This is a genomic window from Corynebacterium marquesiae (genome assembly GCF_030229635.1).
In the GTDB taxonomy this organism is placed as follows: domain Bacteria; phylum Actinomycetota; class Actinomycetes; order Mycobacteriales; family Mycobacteriaceae; genus Corynebacterium; species Corynebacterium marquesiae.
The window spans coordinates 69,019-95,310 of record NZ_JASPII010000002.1; the positions used below are offsets into that span (position 1 = coordinate 69,019).

At 58.3% G+C, this 26,292-nt stretch carries 24 protein-coding genes and 1 tRNA gene; 7 read left to right on the forward strand and 18 right to left on the reverse strand.

The features are described from left to right. Positions 1–42: 42 nt before the first annotated feature. From dop to QP971_RS01850, 4 genes are all read right to left on the reverse strand, one after another. A complete protein-coding gene (gene dop / locus QP971_RS01835) occupies positions 43–1,575 on the reverse strand; it encodes a depupylase/deamidase Dop (protein WP_284810698.1) in 1,533 nt (510 codons plus the stop codon). Further along, the gene (gene arc, locus QP971_RS01840; protein WP_284810699.1) at positions 1,572–3,137 is read right to left on the reverse strand and encodes a proteasome ATPase; all 1,566 of its coding nucleotides are present in this window, start codon (positions 3,135–3,137) and stop codon (positions 1,572–1,574) included. Before arc ends, dop begins: the two co-directional genes overlap by 4 nt. 85 nt (positions 3,138–3,222) lie before the next feature. Beyond that, entirely contained in the window at positions 3,223–4,059 is an 837-nt protein-coding gene (locus QP971_RS01845) for a tRNA (adenine-N1)-methyltransferase (protein ID WP_239274252.1), read from the reverse strand. 28 nt (positions 4,060–4,087) lie between these two features. Beyond that, entirely contained in the window at positions 4,088–5,341 is a 1,254-nt protein-coding gene (locus QP971_RS01850) for a M18 family aminopeptidase (protein WP_284810700.1), read from the reverse strand. Between the two features lie 46 nt (positions 5,342–5,387). Here QP971_RS01850 and QP971_RS01855 point away from each other — a divergent pair, with 46 nt between their 5' ends. Further along, complete coding sequence (locus QP971_RS01855; protein ID WP_239274250.1) at positions 5,388–6,218, forward strand: RecB family exonuclease; 831 nt, start codon at positions 5,388–5,390, stop codon at positions 6,216–6,218. Positions 6,219–6,230: 12 nt separating this feature from the next. Here QP971_RS01855 and QP971_RS01860 read toward each other — a convergent pair whose 3' ends face one another. The 9 genes from QP971_RS01860 to QP971_RS01900 all read right to left on the reverse strand — a co-directional run bounded on the left by QP971_RS01860 (position 6,231) and on the right by QP971_RS01900 (position 15,937). Next, positions 6,231–7,898, reverse strand: coding sequence for a formate--tetrahydrofolate ligase (locus QP971_RS01860; RefSeq protein ID WP_284810701.1), 1,668 nt, complete (start codon positions 7,896–7,898; stop codon positions 6,231–6,233). A gap of 139 nt (positions 7,899–8,037) precedes the next feature. Next, positions 8,038–9,345 carry an anaerobic C4-dicarboxylate transporter gene (locus tag QP971_RS01865; RefSeq protein ID WP_239278806.1) on the reverse strand — a complete coding sequence of 436 codons (1,308 nt, stop codon included), beginning with the start codon at positions 9,343–9,345 and terminating at the stop codon, positions 8,038–8,040. A gap of 354 nt (positions 9,346–9,699) precedes the next feature. After that, complete coding sequence (aspA, locus tag QP971_RS01870; RefSeq protein WP_239282871.1) at positions 9,700–11,259, reverse strand: aspartate ammonia-lyase; 1,560 nt, start codon at positions 11,257–11,259, stop codon at positions 9,700–9,702. 110 nt (positions 11,260–11,369) lie between these two features. Further along, positions 11,370–12,215, reverse strand: coding sequence for an ATP phosphoribosyltransferase (gene hisG / locus QP971_RS01875; protein WP_284788189.1), 846 nt, complete (start codon positions 12,213–12,215; stop codon positions 11,370–11,372). A gap of 29 nt (positions 12,216–12,244) precedes the next feature. Then, the gene (locus tag QP971_RS01880) at positions 12,245–12,508 is read right to left on the reverse strand and encodes a phosphoribosyl-ATP diphosphatase (RefSeq protein WP_198493055.1); all 264 of its coding nucleotides are present in this window, start codon (positions 12,506–12,508) and stop codon (positions 12,245–12,247) included. A gap of 52 nt (positions 12,509–12,560) precedes the next feature. Further along, a complete protein-coding gene (locus QP971_RS01885; RefSeq protein WP_269953202.1) occupies positions 12,561–13,226 on the reverse strand; it encodes an HAD family hydrolase in 666 nt (221 codons plus the stop codon). A gap of 184 nt (positions 13,227–13,410) precedes the next feature. Continuing rightward, positions 13,411–13,794 carry a hypothetical protein gene (locus QP971_RS01890; protein WP_284788191.1) on the reverse strand — a complete coding sequence of 128 codons (384 nt, stop codon included), beginning with the start codon at positions 13,792–13,794 and terminating at the stop codon, positions 13,411–13,413. Between the two features lie 24 nt (positions 13,795–13,818). Beyond that, positions 13,819–15,057 carry a cysteine--1-D-myo-inosityl 2-amino-2-deoxy-alpha-D-glucopyranoside ligase gene (gene mshC, locus QP971_RS01895; protein WP_284788193.1) on the reverse strand — a complete coding sequence of 413 codons (1,239 nt, stop codon included), beginning with the start codon at positions 15,055–15,057 and terminating at the stop codon, positions 13,819–13,821. A gap of 25 nt (positions 15,058–15,082) precedes the next feature. Then, positions 15,083–15,937 (reverse strand): undecaprenyl-diphosphate phosphatase, encoded by an 855-nt coding sequence (locus QP971_RS01900; protein ID WP_284810703.1) that lies wholly within the window; start codon positions 15,935–15,937, stop codon positions 15,083–15,085. Positions 15,938–16,003: 66 nt separating this feature from the next. Here QP971_RS01900 and QP971_RS01905 point away from each other — a divergent pair, with 66 nt between their 5' ends. Both QP971_RS01905 and QP971_RS01910 read left to right on the forward strand, forming a co-directional pair. Continuing rightward, positions 16,004–17,050 carry an NHL repeat-containing protein gene (locus tag QP971_RS01905; RefSeq protein ID WP_284810705.1) on the forward strand — a complete coding sequence of 349 codons (1,047 nt, stop codon included), beginning with the start codon at positions 16,004–16,006 and terminating at the stop codon, positions 17,048–17,050. Between the two features lie 4 nt (positions 17,051–17,054). Further along, positions 17,055–18,170 (forward strand): quinone-dependent dihydroorotate dehydrogenase, encoded by a 1,116-nt coding sequence (locus QP971_RS01910; protein ID WP_284810707.1) that lies wholly within the window; start codon positions 17,055–17,057, stop codon positions 18,168–18,170. 90 nt (positions 18,171–18,260) lie between these two features. Here QP971_RS01910 and QP971_RS01915 read toward each other — a convergent pair whose 3' ends face one another. Further along, the gene (locus QP971_RS01915; protein ID WP_284810709.1) at positions 18,261–18,653 is read right to left on the reverse strand and encodes a hypothetical protein; all 393 of its coding nucleotides are present in this window, start codon (positions 18,651–18,653) and stop codon (positions 18,261–18,263) included. Then, positions 18,653–19,192: a YbhB/YbcL family Raf kinase inhibitor-like protein gene (locus QP971_RS01920; protein ID WP_005324806.1), complete on the reverse strand. Its 540-nt coding sequence runs from the start codon at positions 19,190–19,192 to the stop codon at positions 18,653–18,655. The genes QP971_RS01915 and QP971_RS01920 overlap by 1 nt, the downstream gene beginning before the upstream one ends. A 227-nt stretch (positions 19,193–19,419) precedes the next feature. Between QP971_RS01920 and QP971_RS01925 the strand changes: the two genes are divergently transcribed. The 3 genes from QP971_RS01925 to QP971_RS01935 all read left to right on the forward strand — a co-directional run bounded on the left by QP971_RS01925 (position 19,420) and on the right by QP971_RS01935 (position 20,932). Then, a tRNA-Leu gene (locus tag QP971_RS01925) sits at positions 19,420–19,505 on the forward strand. A gap of 77 nt (positions 19,506–19,582) precedes the next feature. Continuing rightward, entirely contained in the window at positions 19,583–20,299 is a 717-nt protein-coding gene (locus QP971_RS01930; protein WP_284810711.1) for a TVP38/TMEM64 family protein, read from the forward strand. 54 nt (positions 20,300–20,353) lie between these two features. Beyond that, on the forward strand, positions 20,354–20,932 hold the full coding sequence (locus QP971_RS01935) for a MarR family transcriptional regulator (RefSeq protein ID WP_198493063.1): 579 nt from the start codon (positions 20,354–20,356) through the stop codon (positions 20,930–20,932). Here the strand turns inward: QP971_RS01935 and QP971_RS01940 are convergent. Beyond that, positions 20,929–21,768, reverse strand: a complete 840-nt coding sequence (locus tag QP971_RS01940) for a DUF3097 domain-containing protein (protein ID WP_200435636.1) — start codon at positions 21,766–21,768, stop codon at positions 20,929–20,931. The two genes, QP971_RS01935 and QP971_RS01940, sit on opposite strands and share 4 nt — an antisense overlap. 33 nt (positions 21,769–21,801) lie before the next feature. Here QP971_RS01940 and QP971_RS01945 point away from each other — a divergent pair, with 33 nt between their 5' ends. Next, positions 21,802–22,575, forward strand: coding sequence for an Rv1486c family protein (locus tag QP971_RS01945; protein ID WP_284810713.1), 774 nt, complete (start codon positions 21,802–21,804; stop codon positions 22,573–22,575). Here the strand turns inward: QP971_RS01945 and QP971_RS01950 are convergent. Further along, the gene (locus QP971_RS01950) at positions 22,572–23,645 is read right to left on the reverse strand and encodes a ferrochelatase (protein ID WP_284810715.1); all 1,074 of its coding nucleotides are present in this window, start codon (positions 23,643–23,645) and stop codon (positions 22,572–22,574) included. The two genes, QP971_RS01945 and QP971_RS01950, sit on opposite strands and share 4 nt — an antisense overlap. A gap of 31 nt (positions 23,646–23,676) precedes the next feature. Further along, entirely contained in the window at positions 23,677–25,131 is a 1,455-nt protein-coding gene (locus QP971_RS01955; protein ID WP_284810717.1) for an NlpC/P60 family protein, read from the reverse strand. Positions 25,132–26,292 lie beyond the last annotated feature (1,161 nt).

Sequence of the window (26,292 nt, forward strand, 5' to 3'; positions counted from 1 at the left end):
TATGAACGTCCTTTCCTTCGCTTCTGGCTCGATGCTTGACTATTAGTTACGGTACTCGGGCTGGATACCGCTGTCAGTTAGTCCCTGAAGAAGATCCTCCACCGTACGTGCGGCGTCGATGATCTCCTCGCACTGGGAGCGGGTCAGGCCGGTGGTCTCATCCATAGGAACCGTGGCCCAGGGTGCCGTTGTTGCCTCACCTACCCGCACCGTGAGGCTTTGCCAGCTCGCGGCAATGATGTCCTCCCCGAATTTCTGCGTCACTCGCCCGCGGAAATACGCCCGGGAGTCCTCTGGCGGAATGGTGGCGGCGTTTTCAATTTCTGCAGCGCTAAAGAGCTGCCGCATCTGGCCCTTGCGCACCAGCGCGTGGTGTAGCGACTTTGCCGGATCGATCTCCGCGTATTGCAGGTCAATGAGCCGCAGCTTTGGGTCTGCCGGATCGATACCGCGGTCGAGGTAGCCCTTAATCAAGCGATACTTCGCCACCCAATCCAACAGGTGCGCGGCCTGAATGGGATCTTCCGCCAAGAGTGCAACTGCCTCGTCCCAAGCCGCGAGAACCTTGTGGTCTGCGTCGGTGCGTGGGGTGACGCGAGCGCGGTATTCGCCGAGGATTTCTAGGGCGGTGAGCTGGCGGGCGTCGGCAAGCTCGAGGCGATGTTGAAGGGAGAGATCGCGGCTGACGCGGGGGACCTCCGCCACGGCATCCTGCAAGCGGAGATCGCTAAAGTCCACACCCTGCTCAATCGCATCGAGCACCAGCGAGGTCATGCCCAGTTTGAGCAGCGTGGAGGTCTGCGACATATTCGCGTCTCCGATGATGACGTGGAGGCGCCCATAGTCCGCGTGCACCGCATGCGGCTCGTCGCGGGTATTGATGATGCCGCGATTGAGGGTGGTCTCCAGAGAAATTTCCTGCTCAATATAGTCAGCGCGCTGGGAGATCTGGAATCCCGGCTCCTCGCCAAACTCGCCGATCCCCATGCGCCCGGCGCCGATGACTACTTGGCGGGCCACGAAAAACGGGATAAGGGCCTGCGCCAGAGTGTCAAAGTCCGTGGCACGGGAGTACTGATAGTTCTCGTGCGAGCCATAAGACGCGCCCTTGCCGTCCACGTTGTTTTTGTAGAAGCGCAAGGCAGGGCACGGGTCGTGGTTGGCAAGGACGGACTTTCCTTGCGCGCTCAGCCCCGCTACGGACGCGGCGGCTTGCAGGAGCGTGGCGTCACCTGCGGCGTCGTAAAGCGTGGCGTCCCAAGCATTAGTGCATTCCGGCGCGGAATATTCTGGGTGGGCGTGGTCCACATAGAAGCGCGCGCCATTGGCCGTGACCACATTGGCCACACCGATGGCGTTGGGATCCACCACGGGCACGGTGTGGTAGCGCTTGAGATCGAATCCGCGGGAATCGCGCAGCGGGTGCTCCTCTGCAAAGTCCCACCGCGAGCGCGCCCCAGTGTGCAGCGCGGCATACGCTACCACCGCGTGCGTGGACGAAATGATGGGCGAATATTCCGGCAGCTCCGGGGTGGCAATGCCGTACTCGGTCTCGGTGCCTACTACGCGACTCATGCGCTCCTCCTTGCAGTCAGTAGCTCCACCCGTTCTACGCGGGCTCCAGCATGGTCTTGGGAGATGATCTTGGTCCACTCCTCCGGGTTGGTAGAGGTGGGCACGTACTCGGATTCGGCGCGCTCGGCCGCGATGGCCTGGAGCAGATGCTGCTTGGCGATGCCCCCACGGCGCCCGCCTATCCCCTTCTCACTGCCCGCACGCTGTTGCAGTTCGTCCTTAATAGCCAGCTTTTTGGCGCGGGAGAGGATATTGGCAATCATCGCGCCGGAGACAAAGTCCCGGTAGTGCAAAATTTCGCGCTCTCCGCTGGAAAAATGCAGCTGCACAAAGGGGCGATCGGCATAGAGCTCATCCACCGCGGCGCCGATGAGTTCCTCTAACGTGCCCTGGTGTGGCACGGATTGTGCAAAGTGGCGGGCAAAGATCTCGCGGGCGCCCTCTTTATTCGGCCGGTTGACCCGGATCTTGATATCCAGCCGGCCGGGACGCATGATGGCGGGATCGATGAGCTCCTCACGGTTGGTCGCGCCGATGACTATCACATTGGATAGGCTTTCTACTCCGTCGAGTTCTGTGAGCAGCTGCGGCACCACCGTGGTTTCCATATCCGAAGATACGCCTGAGCCACGGGTGCGGAAGATTGATTCCATCTCATCAAAAAAGATGACCACCGGCTTATCAGAGCTCAGCTGGGCTAATTCACGAGCGCCCTCGAAGATGAGGCGAATGCGGCGTTCCGTCTCTCCTACATACTTATTGAGTAACTCTGGGCCCTTGATATTGAGGAAGTAGCTCGACCCATCACTGCCCAACTGCTGCGCTAAAGAATGGGCCACGGCCTTGGCAATGAGCGTCTTACCGCACCCCGGAGGGCCATAGAGGAGGACACCCTTAGGCGGCTGTAGCTCGTATTGCTGGTAGAGGTCCGGATGGATAAACGGCAGTTCTACGGAATCGCGGATCTGGGAAATCTGCTCATCGAGCCCGCCGATGTCCTCGTAGCGCACATCAGGGACCTCCTCAAGGGAGAGCTGGGAGACTTCCGTCTTTGCCACCTTTTCCAGCGCGACGGCAGCCTTGGGATCAACCAGCACGATTTCTCCTGCTGCCACGCGGGTTTCTTCGCGCAGTGTCTGCGATAGCAGCACCACTTTTTCCTCGCCAGAGGAATTTGCCACGATGAGGCGTCTATCTCCTAGGCGCTCGACCACGGTGGCGAGCTCGCCGGTGCGCTCGGGTGCACACCCTTCCACCACCACGAAGCCATCGCCCAAGCGAACCTGCTGGCCGGCTACTAGGCTTCCTGGTTCCACATTGGGCGAGACTTTAAGCTGCATCACGCGGCCGTTGGTGTAGACCTCCGCGGTGGTTCCCACCTCGCTGTGGGTAGGCGAATAGCCTAAGAAAACGCCGTAGGTCGATGCCGGCTCAGCCAGCGCGTTAAGCTCCGCAAAAAGCTGTTCCAGCTTCCCACGCGATTCTTTTAATAAGCCCGCCAACTTCTGATTGCGGGCAGCAAGCTGGCTGATCTGCCGCTTATAGTCCGTGGCTTCATCCATGCCCACTACTCTAACGCGACCCAGTCGGCGAAAGAGGGTACTTGCGCTTTAAATTCTGGGTGCTGAGGTGAGCCTATTTCCAACTTTACTTGCGGGCACGGCGCTGCGGGCGCGGCGGAGTGACGCCATCGGCCAAGCGGCGGGTCCAGATAAGGAAGGCGGTATGCGCATTCATACGGTGCTCCGGGCGCGTAGCAAGGCCTTCGACCTTCCATTCGCGCACCAGCGATTCCCACGCCTTAGGCTCGGTAAAGCACTTGAGATCACGGATTCCTTCCATGACCTTCATCAACTGCGGCACCGTTGCTACGTAGGTCATGAACACACCACCGGGGATGAGGAGATCGCGCACGGTCTCCAGGTGCTCCCAGGGCTCGAGCATATCGAGGATTACGCGGTCTACCGGCCCACCCAAGTCCGCGGCGGTGACGTCTCCTAAATCGCCGAGGCGCGGCGACCACCACTCAGGCTGCTCGCCAAAATATTCCTTGACGTTATCGACCGCATACTCGAGGTGGTCATCGCGCACCTCATAGGAATACACATGACCTTCTGGCCCCACGGCGCGCAGGAGGGACATGGACAATGCACCCGAACCGGCGCCGGCCTCGAGCACGCGCGCGCCCATGAAGATATCGCCCTCTACCAAAATCTGCGCCGCATCCTTGGGATAGATCACCGCAGCACCACGTGGCATCGACAGCACGTGGTCCACCATCAAGTGGCGGAAAAGGAGGAAGGAGGAGCCAAGGGTGGACTCGATAACCGAGCCTTCGTCCATGCCCACGATGTCATCATGGTTAATGATGCCCTTGTGGGAGTGGAACTGGCCTCCTTCTTCCAGAATGACCGTGTAATGGCGCCGCTTGGCATCGGTAAGCTGCACGCGGTCGCCATAGGCAAAGGGGCCGGAATAAGCCATGTCTCAAGACTCCTCGAGGTTGCGGTTACTATCCCACCAAGTATGCCTCAAGAGCCTGCGCGAGCCATACTTGGTCCCGCTCGCCTACCATTTCACGCGCCGAGTGCATAGACAGCATGGGCACGCCTACATCGACGGTATCGATGCCCAAACGCGTCGCTGTAATCGGACCAATGGTCGAGCCACAGGGCACATCATTATTGCCCACAAACCGCTGCACCGGCACACCTGCCTTCTCGCATGCTGCTTCCCATAACGCCACCGTGGTGGCATCGGAGGCATAGCGCTGATTGCCATTGATCTTGGTCACTGGTCCCTTGCCGATGATCGGATGGTGCGTGGGATCGTGCTTGCCCACGTAGTTCGGGTGCACCGAATGCGCGGCATCGGCCGAAACACAGCTCGAGCGGGAAAACATCTGGAAGCGTTCCTCCTCGTTGGCACCCAGCGCCCGCGCTGTGCGGGTAAGTACATCCGCTAGGATGGGACCGCCCGCACCGTAGCGCGAGCTGGAGCCCACCTCTTCGTGATCAAAGGCCATCATGACCAAGACATCCTTGCCCTGATAGCCTTGGGCGGCCTTCTTCATCGCCGCTAGCGAGGCGTATACAGAAGACAGGTTATCCATGCGGCCAGCCGCAATGAACTGCTCGCCGGCGCCAAAGACTTCGCCGCGAGCGGCATCGGCCGTAATCAGGTTAAAGGAAGCAATATCCTGCTTGGCGACGCCCACCTTCTCCCCCACTACCTGCACGATGGACGCCTCTGGGTCACCGACGCTCAAAATTGGCTGCATGTTGTGCTGGCGGTCCGGCTTAAACTCATCCTTGCGGTAGAGGTGAATGGCAAGCGACGGCAGGCGCAGCACTGGGCCAGTATTGACCAAGTGGCGCGAGCCGTCCTTGGTGACAATCTGCCCGGCCACGGTCAGCTCTCGGTCAAACCAGGTATGCAGTAGCGCCCCGCCATAGATCTCTACTGCCACCTGTTGCCAGCCGGCCGCGGAAAAGTCCGGCGTGGGTTTAAGAACCAAGCCCGGCGAATCTGTATGGGACCCCACGATGCGGAAACCAGAATTCTTATCCGCGCCCTCTGGCACGTACCACGCCGCTACCGCGCCGCCGCGCACCATAACGTGGCCGCCAGGTGCAGCGGACCACTGCGTTCCCTCATCCTGTACCTCAAATCCCACCTCGCACAACTGGCGGGATACCTCATCGGCAGCGTGGTACGAAGAAGGAGAAGCAGCAATGAAATCTAGGAAATCTGCGGTATAACTCATACCTCCTAGCTTGCCACGAATTGCGCGGCGATAGGCTAGATACACCATGGCTACTTCATCGACACCCCGCCCACTCGCCCTGTCGCCCTCGCGCGCCTCCGACTATAAGCAGTGCCCGCTGCTCTATCGCTTCCGCGCCATTGACAAGTTGCCCGAGCCCAAGACCATCGCGCAGGTCAAAGGAACCCTCGTGCACGCTGTGCTGGAAGAGATGCACAAGCTACCGCGCGACGAGCGGACCTATCCTGCCGCGGTAAAGATGATTAAGCCTTCCTGGGCAGAAATGACCGCCAAAGACGAGGAACTTTTAGAGCTCGTGCCAGAAGAAGACACCTACGACTTCTTCGTCGCTGCCAGGGAACTGCTCAAAGGCTATTTCCAGATGGAAAATCCGCAGGGCTTTGATTGCCAAGAAACAGAGATGTACGTCAACACGGTCCTGCCCAATGGCGTCCCCGTCCGTGGCTTCATCGACCGCGTGGACCGCGCCCCAACCGGCGAGGTCCGAGTCGTGGATTATAAAACCGGCAAGAAGCCACTTCCCCGCTATTCCCACGATGCACAGTTCCAGATGCGCTTTTATGCGCTGGTCTACTGGCGCATTCTAGGCACCATTCCCCACCAGTTGCGCCTGATGTACCTCAAGGTATTGGACTCGATGTTTCTTACGCCTAACCGAGAGGAGCTCGAATACTTCGAGCGCGATCTCGGCGAGCTGTGGGCAAAGATTGAGGCCGACGGGCGCGCCGGGAACTTCCGTCCGAAGCCATCCAAGCTCTGCGGTTGGTGCGCCCACCAGGATCTCTGCCCGGAGTTTGGCGGCACTCCGCCGCAGTACCCGGGCTGGCCGGGTTCCGCGGCAGATACAAAGGACTAGCGCCCCACCTGCCTAGAAAAGGCCCGAAATGGTGCCCTGCTTATCGACATCGATATTATTGGCCGCAGGCTTCTTCGGCAGCCCCGGCATCGTCATGACGTTGCCCGTGAGCACGACGACAAACCCCGAACCGGTGCGCGGCAGCAATTCGCGCACATGCAGCGTATGGCCTTCCGGCGCCCCCAGAGCAGAGGCATCATCGCTGAAGGAATACTGCGTCTTAGAGATGACCACCGGCAGCTTGTCCCAGCCATTGTCTTGGATGTACTTCAGATCCTTGAGCGCCTTTGCCCCGTATTCCACACGGTCTGCGCGATAGATCTCGCGAGCGATGGTCTCGATGGAGGCCTCGATTCCCTCCTGCGGATCGTAAAGCTGCTTGGCTCCGCCCTGCAGGTTCTCCAGCAAGGTCTCTGCCAGCTTGGTAGCGCCCGCGCCACCCTCGGACCAGACATTGGCTTCCTCCAATGCCACCCCGAAGTCTTCGGCCCACTGCCGCATGAACTCGCGTTCTGCCTCGGTATCGGACCAAAATAGGTTGAGCGCAACAACTGGCTTGATCCCGAACTTGCGCAGGTTTTCTACGTGGCGCTCTAGGTTGACTATGCCCGCCTTGAGGGCATCCAGGTTTTCCTCAGTGAGCTTATCCTTGGCCACACCGCCGTTGTATTTCTGCGAGCGGATGGTGGCAACGACCACGGCGCCAGCAACATCTAGGTCGCCAAAGCGCGCCTTGATGTCGACGAACTTTTCTCCGCCGAGGTCGGAGCCGAACCCGGCCTCGCTTAAGACGATATCGCCAAATTGCAGTGCGGTGTGGGTTGCCAACAGGGAGTTGCAGCCGTGCGCAATATTGGCGAACGGACCACCGTGCACCAAGGCCGGCACGCCGCCAAGGGTCTGTACAAGGTTCGGGTTGAGGGCATCACGCATGAGCGCCGCGAGGGCACCTTCCGCATCCAAATCACGGGCGGTAACAGGGCGCTGATCATAGGTGAACCCAATAGTGATATCGCCGAGGCGCTTCTTTAGGTCCTCGAGGTTCGTGGACAAGCACAAGATGGCCATGATTTCGGAGGCCGCGGTAATGGTGAAACCGGTTTCTGCAGGCACACCGTGAGCTGGCCCACCCAGACCGGTCACCACGTTACGCAGGGCACGGTCGTTGACGTCCATGCACCGCTGCCATGTCACGCGCCGCGGGTCGATGCCCAGGGCGTTGCCTTGGTGGATGTGGTTATCAATGATGGCGGCCAGGGTGTTGGTTGCAGAGGTAATGGCATGAAAATCGCCGGTGAAGTGAAGGTTGATGTCTTCCATGGGGACAATCTGTGCATAGCCGCCGCCAGCCGCGCCGCCCTTAATACCCATCACTGGTCCTTGGGAGGGCTCACGCAGGGCAACGATGGCCTTCTTGCCCAACTGATCCAGGGCGTCGGTAAGGCCGATGAGCACGGTGGACTTGCCCTCGCCGGCAGGTGTAGGCGATACGCCGGTGACAAGCACCAGCTTGCCCTGGTTTTCCTTGGAATAGTCCACCTTGGTGATATCGACTTTGGCTTTGGTGCTGCCATAGGGACTCACGGCGTCGGCAGGAATGCCTGCCTTGGCCGCGATCTCCGCGATTGGCTGCAGGTGGTGGGCTTGGGCGATTTCAACATCGGATGGCTGAGTAGTCATGTCCTTAGCCTACCGAGCTCGCGAGTTAAATAACCCGCATTTTTGAAAGAAAGTGAATTGAATCAATCCTCCTGTCCACGCTGCGATCCAAAAAGGCGCCCTGCAGGGGCGCCTTCCGGGTGGACTTGTCGTCTACCTCTTAAAGGATGACGAGGCCGAATGCGTAGCCTAAGAGGACAGAAACCGCGATGCTGACCGTGCCTGGGATAAGGAATGGGTGGTTGAATACAGCCTTGCCGATTCGAGTCGAGCCGGTATCGTCCATCTCCACCGCTGCCAGCAGCGTTGGGTAGGTCGGCAGGATAAATAGAGCCGAGACGGCTGGGAAAGCAGCGACTGCGGTAAGGGGGCTTACGCCCAGAGCCAGGGCTGCTGGCATGAGGGCCTTGGTCGTAGCGGCCTGCGAGTACAGCAGCGCTGCGGCGAAGAACAAGACCACCGCGAGCAGCCACGGCGAAGACTCAATAACGCTACCAGCCATAGACTGAATATCGTCCATGTAGTGGTTGATAAGGCTGGTACCCAACCAAGCAACGCCTAGCACACAAATACATGCGGACATACCGGACTTAAATACCGGCGTATTGAGAACATCCCCCGCCGGGAACTTCGTCATCATGACGATGATGGTGGCCGCGGTAAGCATAACCGTCATAATTGCCTCATTACGTGGCAAGGTTGGTTCTGCGATTAGCCCGACCTGCTCCGAGGTCAGCGTGGCCCATGCCATCACGATGACGATGGCTACCAGGAACACCAGAACAGAAGCCTTGGCACCCTTCGGCGGCTGGAAGTTCTCAGCCCCCAGTGGTTGCTTAACCAAGCCTTGCGCCTTGCGCTCCTGGTACACCGGGTCATCATCTAGTTCCTTGCCAAACTTATTAGCAATCCACGCAGCTGGGAAAATAGACAGGAACGTTGCCGGAATGACGACTGCTAGCACCTGCAAATAGCCCACTCCAGCTGGCTCCAACAGGCTGGCTAGGAGAACCACTGCGGCAGAAATAGGCGAGGCACAAATTGCCATCTGAGAGGCAACTACCGCAATGGAAAGCGGGCGTGAAGGGCGAACCTTGCCTTCTTTAGCTACCTCAACAATGACTGGTAGCGTGGAGAATGCAGTGTGGCCGGTACCGGCCAGCACCGTCATCAACCAAGTAACGATGGGCGCGTAGAACGTAATCCGCTTCGGGTTTTTGCGCAGAAACTTTTCTGCAATGTGCACCAAGTAGTCCATGCCACCAGCCCTCTGCATCGCGGCGATGGCGGCAATGACGGTCATGATGATACCGATGACGTCGAACGGGATGTCTTCCCTAGTAATGGGGACACCGGTGAGACCAAGGGCCAACACACCGAGGCCGCCGGCCATACCGATACCAATTGAACCAATCCTCGCGCCCAAGAAGATGGCGGCGAGAACGATGACTATATGAACAATAACCATGGACATACTCCATACGCTCTGTATGCAAACTAAGGGCACGCGTCTCCATACAGAGTGCATGCCGTCCTCAACATCTTCTATTGTGCACCTATCACGTCGATTTATTCACTCGAATTGTCCGTTTGTGTTGATTCCCACATGTATTAAGCGTCTCGCTATAAGACGGTCGGTATCCTTCTCCGCATTCGCCCAGCACAGGGCCGTAAAAGGAAACTAGCTACCGCCGATTCCATGCACGCAAAAGACCCCTACAGCCTTCGCCAGTTTTCCTTGTACATCAAGAGAAAATGGCAGAGACCGTGGGGGTCTACTATGCGGGGCGCTATGCCCTACTGCTTCTCAAAAGCCGAGTCTTTAGTCCTCGTCGATGAAGAGCTGACCGCGGAACTCTGGGTGCATGAGGTTTTCAACGGACAGAACCTTGTTCAAGGTAGCCTCATCGAGCAAGCCCTTCTCCAAGACGAGTTCCTTGACGCCCTTGCCGGTCTCCAGGGACTCCTTGGCAATCAGGTCACCGTTGTGGTGGCCGATGAACGGGTTGAGGTAGGTGACGATACCAATGGAGTTCTCCACGTAGGCGCGGCACACATCAGCGTTGGCGGTAATGCCAGTGACGCACTTCTCGCGCAGAGCATCGACGGCGTTGCCCATGATGCGGATGGACTGGAACAGTGCTTCGCCGATGACTGGCTCCATGACGTTGAGCTGCAGCTGGCCTGCCTCAGCGGCCATGGTGACGACGTGGTCATTGCCGAAGATCTTGAAGCAGGTCTGGTTTACAACCTCCGGGATAACCGGGTTTACCTTACCCGGCATGATGGAGGATCCAGCCTGGCGGGCAGGCAGGTTGATCTCAGCAAGGCCAGCGCGTGGACCGGAAGACAGCAGGCGCAGGTCATTACAGATCTTGGCAAGCTTCATTGCTGCGCGCTTGATGGTGGCGTGCAGCAGCACGTAAGCGCCACAGTCAGAGGTTGCTTCGATGAGATCGCGAGCGGTCTTCATCTCCAGGCCGGTGACCTCAGACAAGGCTGCGGTGACTTGGTGACGGTAGCCAGCCGGGGTGTTCACGCCGGTGCCGATTGCGGTTGCACCCAGGTTGATCTCGAGCAGGCGGCGCTGGGCATCGCGCAGCAATGCCTGCTCCTCGTTCAGGTTATTGGCAAAGCCCTTGAACTCATCACCCAAGGTCATCGGAACGGCATCCTGAAGCTGAGTACGGCCCATCTTCAGGATGTCCTGGAACTCATTGCCCTTGACCTGGAATGCGGCACGCAGACCATCCATGCGCTCAATGAGGTGATCAACTGCTGCGTGCAGACCCAAGCGGAAGCCGGTCGGGTAAGCATCGTTGGTGGACTGGGACATGTTCACATCATCATTCGGGTTGATGATGTCATAGGAGCCCTTCTCCTCACCGAGGTACTCCAGTGCGAGGTTGGCAACAACCTCGTTGGTGTTCATGTTCAGCGAGGTACCAGCACCACCCTGGAAGACGTCCAGCGGGAACTGATCCATGCAGCGACCCTCTTCTAGGATCTGGTCACAGGCCCAGATGATGGCTTCAGCCTTCTTCTTGGGCAGTACGTGCAGGCGGCGGTTTGCCATGGCGGCCGCCTTTTTGACCTGGACCATGCCGCGAATGAAGTGCGGGATGGTGTTGATGGTCACGTAAGAGATCTGGAAATTCTCCATCGCGCGTACGGTGTGCACACCGTAGTAAGCGTCAGCGGGTACCTCCAAAGAACCAAGAAGGTCGGTCTCGGTGCGAGTCTTCTTGCTGGAGTTCTTCGGTGCCTTTTGTTCGGCCACCTTCTGCTGTGCGGCGTGAGTGGAAGTGTCAGCTTCCTTCTTCTTCACGTCCTTTGCTGCAGACTTGGTGTCCTTTTCTTCTTTCTTAGAGGACTTTGCCATGATGGCTCGGCTCCTTTGCCTGTCGAGACTTATATTCGAATGAGTAACCTCAACCGCTAATGTTAGCCGCGACTGAATCTATTTGGGCCGACCCAGAAAAACCACTCCCCCTAAAAGCGGGCGATACGTAAATCAGAGGCCAAAATTGCTTCCGCGCCAAGTTGGGAAAGTCGGTCCATGACTTGGTTAGCTTGCTTCTTCGGAACCATCGCTCGCACTGCCACCCAGTTCTCACGCGCTAACGGCGACACCGTTGGACCGGTCAATCCTGGAGTAATACCAGCGGCTGCGTCCAGGTTTGATTGAGCGATGTTGTAGTCGATCATTAGATAAGTGCGAGCGTGCAGAATTCCCTGAATGCGGTCGAGAACTACCTGCTCTTCTTCAGTGACCTCTACCCCTGTGCGCTTAATAACTACCGCCTCGGACACAATGATCGGCTCCCCGAACGGCGCTAATCCTTGCTGACGCAAAGTAGTACCAGTTGACACGACATCAGCAATAACATCGGCAACCCCGAGCCGGATGGAGATCTCTACGGCCCCGTCCAATCGAATAACATCGGCCTCAAATCCCTGTGCGGCGAGGTTTGCGCGGACAAGATTGGGGTACGATGTCGCAATCCGCCGCCCGGCCAGTTGAGAGATATCCCACTCCTCCCCTTGCGGCGCTGCGTACCGGAACGTGGAGCCACCGAAGCCTAACGGCAAAACTTCATCAAAGCTCGCTTTAGAGTCAAGTGCCAAGTCCCGGCCAGTAATGCCTAGGTCTAAGACCCCGCGGGAGACGTAGATGGCGATATCTTTCGGCCGCAGGAAAAAGAACTCAACCCCGTTATTGGAATCCACTACGTTGAGCGCCTTGGAATGCCCGCGGCCCTTGTAACCGGCCTCTGCAAGGATCTCCACGGCGGCTTCTGACAACGAGCCCTTATTGGGGACAGCTATCTTGATCATGCGGTTCCTTCCATCCTGTGGGGTGTTGCCTAGAGGTACTTATAAAGGTCTTCAGGGGTAAGTCCGCGCTTAAGCATCATGACCTGAGTCCAATAAAGCAGCTGGGACATCTCTTCCGCCAGCTCATCGTTGGACTGATATTCAGCGGCGATCCATACCTCCCCGGCTTCTTCGATGATCTTTTTACCGATGAAATGCTCGCCTTTATCCAGCGCAGCAACGGTGCCAGAACCAGCTGGACGCTGGTCGGCCTTCTCGGCTAGTTCCGTAAAAAGAGTCTCAAAGTTCTTCACGCCTACCTATTGTTCCACAGGTAGTTAGGGAATGTAGGGGAACTCTAAATTTCTATTGCCGCACCGAAATCTTAGCGAACCACTCATAGACATCAGCGGCCTTAGCTCCCGCGAGATGCCGCGAATCGCGGAGGCTAGAAATTTCGGTGACCTCGGTCGGTACCTCAACCTGGTCACCTTCGGGCAAACCGATAACCGCACAGCCGGCGTCAACTGCGGCGCGCATGCCGGTTGCGGAATCTTCGAAAACTAAGCAATCCGCGGGATCTGCTCCAATGCGGCGGGCGGCCTCGCGGTACATATCCGGCGCTGGTTTGCCGGCAGGAACCTCATCCCCGCAGATAGTATCGACGAAATAATGCCGCCCCAGAGAATCGATAGCAGCGTCAGCGACATTGCGCTCGGTATTGGTAGTGACCATCATGGGCACCCCATCGGCTTTTAGTTCCTGAAGCAGCGCAGGGATTCCCGGGAAGATCTCCAGCTGACGAGCAAAAAGGCCCTTGACATAGTCAAACATTCGGGCGCGGTAACGCTCGCTGTCACCGGGTTGTAGCGTCACCCCCGCATTATCCGCGCAGATTGCCAAGGTGGTATCAAAGGTTGCGCCCACAGTAGCTAGGCGTTGGGTGGGAGTGAGCCGTTTGCCCAGCAGTTCTGAAAGATAAAATGTTGCCTCCGCCCAGAGAGGCTCCGAATTGGTGAGGGTCCCATCCATATCCCAGAAGATGGCGGCGGGCTTAGTCAGGCTGGAAGCAGCGGTGGGGTGCGGCACAAGAATAAAGCTAGCTTTCTCTGTCGGGAAGGAAATAGTTTCGCCGTCCACGCTGTGGGCACACGGCGGCAAGCGCCAGCTGCGCAGTTGATGCCAGCTGGCGCTTACTAAGGCGCGAGGGTCAGATCTAAAAGTCCAGTTCCGGAATCTGCGACAGGGCTTCGTCGTCTGCTCCGGTGGCGGCGCTGGCGTTATAGATAAGCTCAGAGAGCTCTTCCTTTTCCTCTGGCTCGAGAACGGCATCGTGCTGAGCGCGATTAAAATCTGCCAACGTACGAACGGTCTTGGACAAGACGGTGACCAACTGCGGTCCGTCAGGATCGTCCGGAAGAGCATCCAGCCCATCGAGCATCTGCTCAAGATGGCCGCGCAGTTCTGGGAGGACGTTGGGGTCAAACGGTGCCTGCCAGAACTCCTTTTCATCTTCCTTGAGGTAATCGCCGGTGGCGAAGGATTTCAGGTCACTAATGAACTCATCTACGGTGGGCTGGAAATCGGCGCGAATGCTCATGCTGTAGATACTGCCCTATCTTGCCTAAGCCTGCACGCCGAGGAGCGAATTTAGTGCGGCGCGAACCAAATCGGCCGCACCGTCCTCGTCCGTGCCACGGTCGACCTCTGCCCACTCATCCACGGCAGCGAGCGCGGCCGGGGTATCAAGGTCGTTCGCGATTGCGGCACGCAGCTTGGCGACGACCTCTTCGGCCCCTGCCATGCTTCCCGGCTGCGCCAAGGCCTCCCGCCATGCGGCGAGGCGGCGTTTAGCGGCGTCGAGCACCTCGTCGGACCAGTCGCGCTCGTCGCGGTAATGGCCTGAGAAAACGCCCAAGCGGATAGCGGAGGGATCTTCACCCGCTTCTACGAGCTTGTGAACGAAGACGAGATTGCCCAAGGACTTAGACATCTTGACGCCCTCGAGCCCAATCATGCCGGTATGCACGTAGAACTGTGCCATGCGGTCTACTCGTAGGGCAGCCTCTGCGTGGGCGGCGGAAAACTCGTGATGCGGGAACTTCAGGTCGCTGCCGCCACCCTGAATATCAAAGGAAGAACCCAAGCGGTTGGTAGCGATGGCGGAACATTCAATATGCCACCCCGGGCGACCAGGCCCAAAGGGCGACTCCCAGGCTGGTTCGCCCTCGCGGTGGGCACGCCAGATGAGTGCGTCGAGCGGATTCTTCTTCCCTGGGCGGTCGGGATCGCCGCCGCGCTCAGCAAAGAACGTGCGCATCTCTTCGGCAGAGTAATTGGACTCATACCCAAAGCGCTCGGTGGCCTCGACGGAGGCATAGATATCTGGGTGCTCGGGGTCGTCTACGACGTAGGCCGCTCCGGCGTCAAGCAGCTTGTGCACCATCTCCACGATCTCATCAATGGCCTCCATGGCGCCGATATAGTCCTGCGGCGGGAAAACGGAGAGTAACTCCATATCGGAACGGAAGAGATCAATTTGAGAAGTGCCGAGCTCACGCCAATCCACGCCGTCACGTTCGGCACGTTCGAATAGCGGATCATCGACGTCGGTGATGTTTTGGACGTAGTGAACCTTCTTCCCGGCATCCAGGAACGCACGGTAGATGAGGTCAAAGGTCAGGTACGTAGCGGCATGGCCCAAGTGGGTGGAGTCATAGGGCGTGATGCCACACACGTACATGGTGGCGGTATCCCCTGCGACCTCTACGGGAGCGATGGTTTGGTTCGCAGAATCGTACAAGCGCAGCTGTTCCGCGTCACCCGGCACAGGGCGGTAGGAAGGTATTGGCCAAGAATGCATAGCCACCATATTAACGCGGTGAGCCTTAGAGCGGCTGCAGGACTCCCAATGCCAGGAGGAGCATGACGAGCACGCCGACCGGGATGCGGTAAGCGGCAAACCAAGAGAAGGAGTGGTTGCCCACGAACTTTAGTAGCCACGCAATGGAGGCGTATCCCAGTACAAAGGCGATGCCAGTGCCGACCAGAAGCTGCAGGCCGGAGGCGGCTTGGCCGGATTCGGGAGAAAAGGCGTCGGGAAGCGAAAAAAGCCCCGAAGCCAGCACAGCCGGAATGGCCAGCAAGAAGCTAAAGCGTGTGGCTACCTCGCGGTCCAGCCCTAGGAACAGACCGCCGGAAATGGTGCCGCCGGAGCGAGAAACACCCGGAATGAGCGCCAAGCACTGGCACAAACCCATAACAATGGCGTCTTTCATGGTTAGCTCCTCAAAGCCGCGCTCCTTCCTACCCATCTTTTCTGCAGCGATGAAGACAAAGGAGAAGAGGATGAGCATTGCGGCGGTAACCCACAGGTTGCGCAGGGCGCCGCGGATCGCATCCTCGAATGCGAGGCCGATAACTCCGATGGGAATGGAACCCACGATGACCATCCACCCCATGCGCCAGTCCTGGCCACGAGAGGACTTATCGTCCCAGCCGCGGAACCAGCCGGAGAGAATCTGCCAAATCATTGGGGCGAAATAGACCAGCACAGCCAGCTCCGTACCCAGCTGGATAACTGCGGTGAAGGACGCGCCGGCGTCGTTGCCCCAAAAAAGTTCGGAAACAATGCGCAGGTGACCGGAGGAACTTACCGGAAGAAACTCGGTAAGCCCCTGCACGATGGACAAAACAATGACCTGCGCCCAAGAAACAGCGTCAGTTGCGGTATTAGAAATCACCCGCTTCACACTACAGCCGCGCTGGGCTTCGAGTTTTTACAACGCGCGCTGTTAGGATTAGTAGCCGTGAAATCTCAATCTGGCTCCGCACTTATCCTTTCCAGTTTGCTGGCGCTTAGCGCCACCGCGTTGGCCGCCTGCCAGCCCGAAGTGGGCGTGGGCGCCGATCCAGAGACCGCGGTCAAGGGCAATGCCACCCCAGCGGCCTCCCCGGCTAAGGCGGATCCGGAAGGCACTGTGGTCGACCTTAAGAGTGACATCACTGACCTTGCCGCCTTTGATGACTCGCTGGCAGTGCGCACCAAAGACGAGCTTCTCATCGGTAGCCAGAAGGATTTTGAAGAGAAGAAGGCTACCTCGCTAGACATTTCTGCGGAGTGTGGTGACCTCAGTTCTTCGGAGTCGGGTTTCGTCCTCGCCTGCCCAGATAAGGTTCTCCTGATCGATCCTGCATCTGCGGATTCTCCTCAGGAGGTCCACATGGAGGAGGACTCCCCAGTTACCGCCGCCACCCAGCTATCCAGCGGCGAGATCTTTGCCACCTCGGCCGATTCCACCACGGTAGGCATCTATAAGGACGGAAAGCGCGACGGAGATATCGAGGTGGAAGCCGGCTCGGACCAGCTATTGGCCGTGCCCAATTCCTCAGGCGATGACGGAGTGGTGCGCATCCGCCGAGAGGATTCCACTATCCAAAACGTGGACTGGACGAATGATCGCGCGGGCGGCCGACTGCGCGTTGGCCAGGGGGTCGGCAGCATCGCCGTGGGCGATAACGGCGTGGTCCTCGCCTCCGATGCCGAGGGCGGCCGCTTGGCCGTCTACACTTCCGATGACGTTGTCCGCCTGCATCAATACGGCAACGTAGAGGGCACCCCATGGGGCGTAGCCTGGGATAATAAGCGCAATCTGGCGTGGGTGAGCGCCACCGATACCAATAAGGCTCATGCCTTTGAGATTGGCAAAGGCGTCCCCGAGCTGCGCGGAGATCTCTCGACCGTGCCGGATGCGCAAAATATTGCCATGCTTGGCGACGGCACCTTTGTCGCCGCCTCCGCCACCGGCCACGGGCTGCAGTTCGTGGACGCCCCGCACCTGAAGAAGGAGTCTTAAGAAGATGACCAGCACTATTGACCAATTGCGCGCGCAGGCCTACCAGCTTGCTTTGCGGGGCATGTTCACACTGAGCCCGGAGCGCATCCACGACATTATCAACACTGCACTCAGCGGACTCCAAGCCGCCGGGCCGGCCAACCGAGCCCTAGCAAAGATCCTGCCGGTCAACGATCCAGTGCTGCGCCAAGAGGTCTTCGGAGTAGAATTCCCCCGCCCGTTGGGACTTGCCGCCGGGTTCGATAAAAACGCCGCAGCTGCTGATACGTGGACTCCCATTGGCTTTGGTTATGCAGAGTTGGGCACCGTCACCGCCCAAGCACAGCCCGGCAATCCTGCGCCGCGGCTCTTCCGTCTGAAGGCCGATAAAGCCATCTTGAACCGGATGGGCTTTAACAATGAAGGTGCAGCAGCCGCCGCAGAAAACCTGCGCAAGCGTCGCTACAGCGATGTCATTGGCATCAATATTGGCAAAACCAAAGTCACCCCTGCCGAGCATGCAGTAGAAGACTACCGCCGCTCCGCGTCGGTGTTGGGCGACTTGGCAGATTTCCTGGTGGTCAACGTTTCTTCCCCGAATACCCCGGGCCTGCGCGACCTGCAAGCAGTGGAATCGCTGCGTCCCATTCTCTCCGCCGTGCAAGAATGCACCGCGGTTCCGGTGCTGGTGAAAATTGCCCCAGATCTTTCGAATGCCGACGTCGACGCCGTGGCAGACCTAGCCCTCGAACTCGGCCTCGGCGGAATCGTAGCGACAAATACCACCATTTCCCGCGAGGGACTCAAGACCCCAGCCGCCGAGGTAAAGGAGATGGGTGCCGGTGGCGTATCCGGCCCTCCGGTAGCCGAGCGCTCCCTAGAAGTACTGCGCCGCCTCAATGAGCGAGTCGGCGGCCAGCTCACCCTCATCTCCGTGGGCGGCATCTCCACGCCGGAGCAAGCATGGGAACGCATCACTTCCGGAGCTTCCCTGCTGCAAGGCTACACCGGTCTCATCTACGGCGGTCCGGACTGGATCCGCGATATTCACCGCGGCATTGCCGCTCAAATCCGTGCCCACGGTATGAGCAATATTTCCCAGGCGGTTGGCTCCGGTCTTCCTTGGAAGCCCTTAGATTAGTCCAGCCCAAGGTTGCTCAACACAAGGTCCGCCTACTTCTCCTGCTGCACGCAGATGAAATAGGCGGACCCTTTGTTTCTTCGGTATTGACTAGGTCTGCGACATGGTGCTGCGCTTGAGGACCAGTGCGCACAACACCGCGAAACCGGCGTAGAACACGACCCAAAACTGTGGTTGAGTGAATAGGGTATCGCCGGGCAGAAAGCGGCTTGCTGCAATGATCACAATAGCGATGACCAATGCTGTAACCTGCGCGCGGCTTCCCGCCTGACTCTTGCTCATGGTGCTAAAGGCCCCGACGATGACCGCGGCGACAATAATCGCCACTTTGGAATACGTCCATTCGAAATCGACACCCCAACCATCCGTGAAGACGGAGATTAGCGCAAAGAGCACCAGCACGAATGCGACCACCATGAAGGCGCCGCCGACCCGCAGCGCCGTCGGCGGACTAGACAGCGATGAAGTAGAGCTACTCGCCATTACTTCGCCTCGTACCAGCCCCACAAAATGGCGCGGCCGAGAGCGTGGAAATGCAGGTTGAACCCAAGCACGGTCGGCGAAGCATCTGGGTCGATGTCGAGCTTTTCTACGTCGACTGCATGGACGGCATAGAGGTAGCGGTGCGGGGCGTGGCCGGCAGGCGGGTTTGCACCGAAGTAGGTGCGCTCGCCCGAATCGTTGCGCAAGCTAATGACGCCGTCAATCCCCAAGTCCTCGGCGGCGCCGGCATTGGTAGGCAGCTCGCTTACCTCAACGGGGATATTGAACGCCGCCCAGTGCCAGAAACCAGAAGCCGTTGGCGCATCCGGGTCGAAACAGGTCACGGCCAGGGACTTAGTGCCTTCCGGCAGTCCGGACCACGCAAGCTGAGGCGATACACTCTCTGGGGCGCGGAGCTTCTCCTGGAGCTCGTCTCCTTCCACCACATCAGTGGACGAGAGAACGAAGGACGGGACATCGCGCAGTGGTGCGTAAGGATCTGGACCAGGAAAGCGGGAATCATCTGCGTAAGAAGTCATAGACCCATTTGTACCCCACCTCACAAGCCGATGTCGATGTGGTGTAACCTCCGCAGCCTGCATAAATTTTGCCGCACATGTGGAAAGCCCCCAACCAGACTTACAACCATGTATTTTTACACGCCGCTAACGGTACCTTTTTCACGCCACACGCAGGCGATTTGTAAAGCAAGCCTCGAGCAGGATACAGTATCGGAGTGCCCAGCCGAGAGGCTGATAAACACCCTGCCCGGGTGGCGGAATGGCAGACGCGCTAGCTTGAGGTGCTAGTGTCCTATTAACGGACGTGGGGGTTCAAGTCCCCCCTCGGGCACAACGGACCGGCGGTTACCACTAAGGTAGCCGCCGGATTTTCTATTCAGTACTCCTACAAGGACTACGATCTCCCCCATGACCACACTTTTGAGTTGGGCGCGCAGCTTCGGCCATTTCCTCAAATCGCTCGCTCAGTCCGCTTGGCGGTCAATTTCCCAGTGGTCGATACGTCGTTGGGTAGCCGTCCTCACCGCCATCGTCACCGGCGTCACCCTCCTTTACTTCTTCGATCTGCCGGACGTGTCCCAGCTTCGCGACGCCTCTACCCGCTATGGCGCGTGGTTCCCCCTCCTTTTCACCCTAGGTTATGTCATATTTACGCAGCTTCCATTCCCCCGGACGTTTTGGACGGTAGCCGCAGGAATACTTTTTGGCCCATGGAAGGGCCTCGCCCTCTCTTTGTGCGCCTTGACGGTGTCTGCGGCCCTGTCGCTCCTCATCGTCCGCACGCTCCTCGGAGACTGGATCCGGCCGCACCTAACTCACTCCGCAGTGTTTAAAATCAATGCCCACTTGGAGCGGCGCGGCTGGCTGGCCATCGCTTCGCTGCGAATGGTGGCCGGCGTCCCCTTCAGTCTCCTGAATTATGTTGCCGCACTAACGCCCGTGAAGCTTAGCCATTTCACCGTGGCCACCCTCCTCGGTTCCATCCCGACTACTGCCCTCGGCGTCTTCTTCGGCGATGCCCTCACAGGCCACACCTCGCCCAGCATCATTGTCGCCATGGTAGCTTTTGCCGCCATCGGTATGGGCGGGCTGTATATGGATTCACGTCTACCCACTCGCCCATAAGTCAAGTACGAGCGGTAGACTATTTCGCAATTGGTTCCTGAAGGAGGATTTTCTGTGCTTGCTGTCCACGCTCGCTACCGGGGCCGCTCCGTGCGTCGCGCAGAGTTGGTCCAACGCTCTGCAACGGCTCTATCCACCCTCAATGGTGTGGGCGAGTTCCACGTGCTCGGCGTGGAAGATATTTGCGCCGTAGTTGATTCAGCAACAGCAGTGTGCGACGTGGTCATGGCCTTGCTTGCCGACGGCGACTGGGCCATCGGCATCGGCATTAGCCCCGGCAACCAGGAAGATGAGGAAGGCGCGCGCCAGGTAGCAACCGCTGCATTGCGGAAATCCGCCCGCATGGGGCAGGTCTACGCCAAACTCAATAAGCGCGGCCGCGCCTCGGAGGCGAGCGACATCGCGGCCACCTTTGCCCTGCTTGGCTACGTTTTGCACAAGCGCACCATCGAAGGGCGCGAAGCAACCTCGCTTGTCCGCGCAGGACTCAACCAGAATGAGGCCGCCGAAGAGCTAGGAATTTCCAAGCAAGCCATGTCGCAACGCCTCCAGGCGGCCGGCTGGAGCGCGGAGATGGCGGGGTGGCAGTTGGCCGTCAACCTAATTGAACGCGCCAACCTTGCCCACCCCTAGAGCAAGTCGGACTTGCTCAACTCAGGTGTAGTAACGAAGTCCACGAGGCGCTCCACGGCGCCGATTAGGCTGGAGTCTAGGTCGCGGAAGGAATGTACGGCGTTATAGACATGACGCCACCCATCCTTCGGGTCGCTCCACCCTACGCGGCGGCAAATACCGGTCTTCCAATCCTCACCGTAGGGTACATCTGGCCATTCACGCAGGCCAACGCGCTGCGGCTTTACCGCCGCCCAGATATCGATGAAGGGGTGCCCAGTTACCAGGACATGCTCTCCCACGGTTTCCGTTAATCGGGTTTCCTTAGAGCCTTGAACCAAGTGATCCGCCAATACGCCGACCCTGCGGCCCGGCCCTGGCTGAAACTCTGCGAGGCGCGCCTCCAAGTTGTCCAAACCCTCGAGGTATTCGACTACCACGCCTTCCACACGCAGGTCGTGACCCCACACTTTTTCCACAATGGCGGCATCATGCACGCCTTCTACCCAAATGCGCGATGGCGCGGCAACCTTGGCCTCCACGTTCTCTACGCGGCGGGAGCCGGAGTTGGACTTACGGGGAGCCTGCTTTTCGACGTACCGGGTAAGCGTTACTGGCTTGCCTTCCACTAGGAACCCGCCTTTAACCAGGTTAAAGACCCGTTCTACGCCATGGCGATCTTCAAGGCGTACCACCTCACCGAAAACGGTTTTATCCACGCCCATAACAGCGCCCACAAAGTCATCGCCGCGCACTTCCACTACCATTCCGGGCTCGGCTGGCACTTCTGGGTACTGGCGCGGCTTCGACCGCGAGTGGCCAGCAAAAATATCTCCGCCATAAGGATCAAAACTCATGGCCCGTTAGTCTATCTACTAGACTGGCTCGCCATGGATATGCGCGCCGAAGTATGGTCACCTTTACAAAACACCGCCGTCTGGCTTGGCTCGTGGCTGTGGGGACATGAAACCACCGATGACTTGCTGGACGCGCTTACGGAACTAGGCGGACGTCCAGAATGCTTAGACGAATCCCCCTTCGTCGATGTGTTAGCCATGCTGCGCGCGGAGACCTCCGAGCTTACCGCTCATCGCGGTGTACGTGCAGAACCTATCGTGCGCCTCGCACTGTCCGGGCCAGGCGAGCCGCCTGCATTGCCGGCGGGATCGGACTCCTATCGCGCGGCTACACAAAGTTCTACCGGAGCAATCATAGTTCGCACCAATGATCCCCTGCGTAACTTAGTCCTCATCCCCCACATTCGCCACAGCCATACGGCGTGGCAAGTGGTCGTCGAAAAGCAGCAGCTCCCCGCGCCCGCCTGGCTAAGCCCCGGTGAAGCCGACGCACTCCTTTCTCAAGCAACCAATGAGTCCGCCGAGCTCATAGCGGCAACCGGGTATAGCACCGAGGCCTTGCCCAACCCACGCCTCACCGTGGGAACTCTGAGCGACTTCTATGACGCCCCCGGGCTCCCCCGTTCAACGCCAGCCCGGTCAGCCAAGCTCTTTGCCCGGGCTGACCGAGTAGCCGCGATCATCGAAACCGTCACTGACCGCATCAATGACCACAGCCTTGATCCACAATTGCTTCGCTTGTGGCGTCACATCCGCCAGGCCCGCATGACGGGCGTGTCTTATGCGCTTGGAGAATTTGCCCGTTAACGGGACCGAATATCGCAGCACCCCGCTGCACACGGCGCGCCATTGACTGTGCACCCTTGCACCGTGACACTCCCGCTGGTCTCCCACTCGCGGCTCTGCTCAAGCTCATCGATGAGATCAACAACCATCTCCGCAAAACGTGGAGTCGGACCCGCTGTACGGGTGCGCAGGACCTTGACACCCATCTCTTCGGCTGCCTTCTGCAACTCGGAATCAAGGTCCCAGATAACCTCCATATGATCGGAGATGAAGCCAATCGGGCATACCACGATCGTGTCGATGCCCTCGTTGTGGTGGATATCAGTGGTGTGATCAACAATGTCTGGCTCGAGCCACGGAGTGCGGGGATTACCCGAACGTGACTGCCATACAAGGTCGTAATCAGAAATACCAGCCCGTGCGGCCACCAACCGCGACGCCTCAGCCACCTGGCGGGAGTAAAGGTTTTTATCCCCTTCCGCTCCGCCCACGTTATCGTGCGCAACGGGAACCGAATGGGCGGTAAATAGCAAGCGAGTGGATTTCTTCTTTTCTTCCGGAACCTCTCCCCAGACCTCCGTGACAGCGGCTGCCATTTCGGCCACGAACTTCGGATGATCGAAGAATTGGCGAATCTTAGTAAATTCAATATCCGGCAAACCCTGCTCCGCCAGATGCTCGCGCATCTGCTGAATGTCCTCATCATATTGCCGGCATGCGGAGTACCCACCCCATGCAGAGGTAGCGAAGACAGCTACCTTGCGCACCCCGTCCTGAGACATCTTCTCCGCAGTCTCACTGGCAAAGGGATGCCAATTTCGATTGCCAAAGTATACCGATAGATTATGTCCGCGTTTGTTCAGCTCCCCTTCGAGATGATCGATGATTTCGCGGTTAAGAGCGTTGAGCGGACTTACCCCTCCGAAGTGGTAATAATGCTCGCCCACCACTTCTAGCCGCTCGCGAGGGATACCTCGACCTCGGGTAACGTTCTCCAAAAAAGGAACGACCTCCTCGTTTCCTTCCGGGCCACCGAAAGAAAGAACGAGGAGGGCGTCGAAGTTTTGGGCATTCTGTTGTGCGTCAGTCATGCCCTAAACCATACCAACCAAAAGTTGGAGATTAGAGAAGGCGCACGACATCGGGAGTAGCGCCACCCCAGCGAACCGGAACTACTGAAACAGTCTGACCCGACTGTGGCGCTTCAATCATTTGGCCGTCGCCTAGGTAGATAGCTACGTGCTGGCTTCCACCAGGTCCGTAGAAGATAAGGTCACCGCGCTGTGCGTTCTCGCGGGGAACCTTCTTGCCCTGCTGGTACTGCGCACCAGTGTAGTGAGGAAGGTCCAGGCCGGCTGCCGCGTAGGCGTACTTTACTAGCCCCGAGCAATCGAAGCCAGACTGCCCAAAGTCCCCGAAGGAATCAGCCACGCCACCATCGCGAAGCCCACCAGTAGGACCATTATTATCGCCGCCACCCCACACATAAGGGACGCCGACCTGAGACTCAGCGCGAGAAATGACGGCCTCGATCTGAGCGTCTCGGCCCGCGTCTACACCGGTGGTGCTTTCCTCTACTTCAGCCACCTCATCCACCTCGGGAGCGTCAACACTGGCGGCAGGTGCAGTATTCGGGCTGCCCAAACCTAGTAGGTCAGACGAGCCCTGCATGAGGGTGCGCACATCGTCCTCATCAACGGCTGCAGCGATATCATTCGCAAGTCCGAGCGCATCGTTCACAGAGGACCCAGTGCCGAAATCGACGTTCTGGAACGTAGGCGTTGTACCCTTATTGAGGGCGTTTTCGAAGTCCGCTTCTGGAGTAGTCTTCTCCTGCTCAGCAACGGATGGATCCTCCGGATTATCGGCAACGTCCGCACTGCCCGGAACCTCGGACGGCCCCTGATCCACTACCTCATCCGTAAAGTCTTGCGGCTTGACCTCACCCGTCAAGTCATGAGGGTTGACCGAGAAAGCATTTGTTGACAGCTCAGAATCAAGATTATCGCCTTGATTTGGCGCAACTGGAAGAGAATCCTGCTGCGAGAGCTGCACCCCGCTTGCTACCTCCCCTTGGGACGCAGCCTGCTGCTGGCGGGCAAAAGTGGCTTCCGCAAATCTTTGGGTAGCGTTTAGTCGCGCTTCATTCTGGGCCAGCTCTCGGCGCTCCTGCGCAACACGGTTCTCGGCTTCTCGCTTTTCCTCACCCGCCTGGCGCAGCTCATCTTCCAAGCTGGCAACATACTCTTCATTAGTACCCGGCTCGCCGTTCACTTGTTCCAATTGGGTTCGAATCTGAGCAATACGGTCTTCCGCTCCGGAAACATCTGCTTCCGCGCGACCTAGCTCTGCCCGGGATTCCTCTACAGCGCCCTGCAGTGAATCTGCGTTAGCAACCGCACGGTCAATTGCTACGTGGTCTGAGTTTTGGTCCTGGACCGTACCTGGGTTTGGCGCTGATACTTCATCGGCGCCCGCTGGGGCTACGGTGGAAAGCGTTGAAATAGCTGCGGTACCTGCTACTGCAGCAATGAAAGCGCGAACATGTCGAATGCGCGGAAGGCGAATGGTGGCCACTGAAATACTCCTAGTTTGGGCCCACGCTGCTCCTTTAGTGAGGGTCCATGAAGACCTCCGGACATAGGTATGCCCGGGCTCCCCGCCTGCATATTTCGCACAAACACAGGCGTTATCGCATGCCTTATTGGGTGGCCCAGAGGTTCGCCTCGAGTCAGTATCAATAGATACACGAAGCTAACCCCCCGCTGCCCTCAGACACTAGAGCGGTAATTATTGATGGACTGCCTACTTCGGCTGAGACTTCACTCCGGGTGTGCACTTTCGGTGGACCCTCAGCAGCCTTAGGGCTTCCATGTAGGAACTAGAGAAAGTTGTGGACTTGCCGCGCCAAATTTTGGCCGCCTCAAATCGCTACTGTTTCCCCACAACAGCGACATCCAGACAATTCGTACCCCGGCAAGAAAGCCTAAAGGTCTACTTGCACGAGCCCGACAAGTCGGACACAGATGGTCTACAACTATCCTCTGTTCAAACAAAGTCCCACGGACTGTGAAATCCACTTCTACTCTTGCGCTGCGCGCGACATACGCTCCAGGGTGCGTTTTACAACCCGCGGTTCCGTATGCCCCGATCACGTCTTCGTTGCACTGAGCACTGTGAGAACTGCTCTACGGGTTCTGGCGGACCTCGCCGCGGCGCCAACTGGAGTCCAAAAGGTCTAACCTTTTGAGCACTACCGAGCCGTCGAGGGCAAGCAGCCACAAACCATGAACAGGCCACACGAGGCTGACCCTTGTGGAGTGATTCGGTGTTCCCGGACCCTATCCCTATGGACCTCTCCGTACGCACCTTCTGTAACAACAGGCTTTCAGCCTTAGCCATATAAAGGTTCGCACCAAAATTTCCACACGGTGGAGTTCTAATGAACCCGTCTCACCTCATAAACGGAAGGTGGGTTGATGTGTAATTTTTCGAACATTGTAATCGCTCAAGTTCTTTGCCTGCGTCCCAATCGTTATCGAAAGGTCCCGGTTCATTGACTTCCAAGAACGGCCACTCGACGTAATAACTTTCGCTCGAGGCGTGCTTCCCCACATACCCGTGCGAGTTCTCTCGTGACAGTCAAGGCTAAGCCCATGAACCCAGGAAGCAAGAAATGTCTCCTGAGTCGACAACCGAACCTTACGTCACGACACGCCCGTTTCGCACAATTTTCCC

Coding starts and splice junctions, on each gene's coding strand:
- dop (WP_284810698.1), bottom strand. CDS start 1,575: ATGAGTCGCGTAGTAGGCACCGAGACCGAGTACGGCATTGCCACCCCG.
- arc (WP_284810699.1), bottom strand. CDS start 3,137: ATGGATGAAGCCACGGACTATAAGCGGCAGATCAGCCAGCTTGCTGCC.
- QP971_RS01845 (WP_239274252.1), bottom strand. CDS start 4,059: ATGGCTTATTCCGGCCCCTTTGCCTATGGCGACCGCGTGCAGCTTACC.
- QP971_RS01850 (WP_284810700.1), bottom strand. CDS start 5,341: ATGAGTTATACCGCAGATTTCCTAGATTTCATTGCTGCTTCTCCTTCT.
- QP971_RS01855 (WP_239274250.1), top strand. CDS start 5,388: ATGGCTACTTCATCGACACCCCGCCCACTCGCCCTGTCGCCCTCGCGC.
- QP971_RS01860 (WP_284810701.1), bottom strand. CDS start 7,898: ATGACTACTCAGCCATCCGATGTTGAAATCGCCCAAGCCCACCACCTG.
- QP971_RS01865 (WP_239278806.1), bottom strand. CDS start 9,345: ATGGTTATTGTTCATATAGTCATCGTTCTCGCCGCCATCTTCTTGGGC.
- aspA (WP_239282871.1), bottom strand. CDS start 11,259: ATGGCAAAGTCCTCTAAGAAAGAAGAAAAGGACACCAAGTCTGCAGCA.
- hisG (WP_284788189.1), bottom strand. CDS start 12,215: ATGATCAAGATAGCTGTCCCCAATAAGGGCTCGTTGTCAGAAGCCGCC.
- QP971_RS01885 (WP_269953202.1), bottom strand. CDS start 13,226: ATGGATGGGACCCTCACCAATTCGGAGCCTCTCTGGGCGGAGGCAACA.
- QP971_RS01890 (WP_284788191.1), bottom strand. CDS start 13,794: ATGAGCATTCGCGCCGATTTCCAGCCCACCGTAGATGAGTTCATTAGT.
- mshC (WP_284788193.1), bottom strand. CDS start 15,057: ATGCATTCTTGGCCAATACCTTCCTACCGCCCTGTGCCGGGTGACGCG.
- QP971_RS01910 (WP_284810707.1), top strand. CDS start 17,055: ATGACCAGCACTATTGACCAATTGCGCGCGCAGGCCTACCAGCTTGCT.
- QP971_RS01915 (WP_284810709.1), bottom strand. CDS start 18,653: ATGGCGAGTAGCTCTACTTCATCGCTGTCTAGTCCGCCGACGGCGCTG.
- QP971_RS01920 (WP_005324806.1), bottom strand. CDS start 19,192: ATGACTTCTTACGCAGATGATTCCCGCTTTCCTGGTCCAGATCCTTAC.
- QP971_RS01930 (WP_284810711.1), top strand. CDS start 19,583: ATGACCACACTTTTGAGTTGGGCGCGCAGCTTCGGCCATTTCCTCAAA.
- QP971_RS01940 (WP_200435636.1), bottom strand. CDS start 21,768: ATGAGTTTTGATCCTTATGGCGGAGATATTTTTGCTGGCCACTCGCGG.
- QP971_RS01945 (WP_284810713.1), top strand. CDS start 21,802: ATGGATATGCGCGCCGAAGTATGGTCACCTTTACAAAACACCGCCGTC.
- QP971_RS01950 (WP_284810715.1), bottom strand. CDS start 23,645: ATGACTGACGCACAACAGAATGCCCAAAACTTCGACGCCCTCCTCGTT.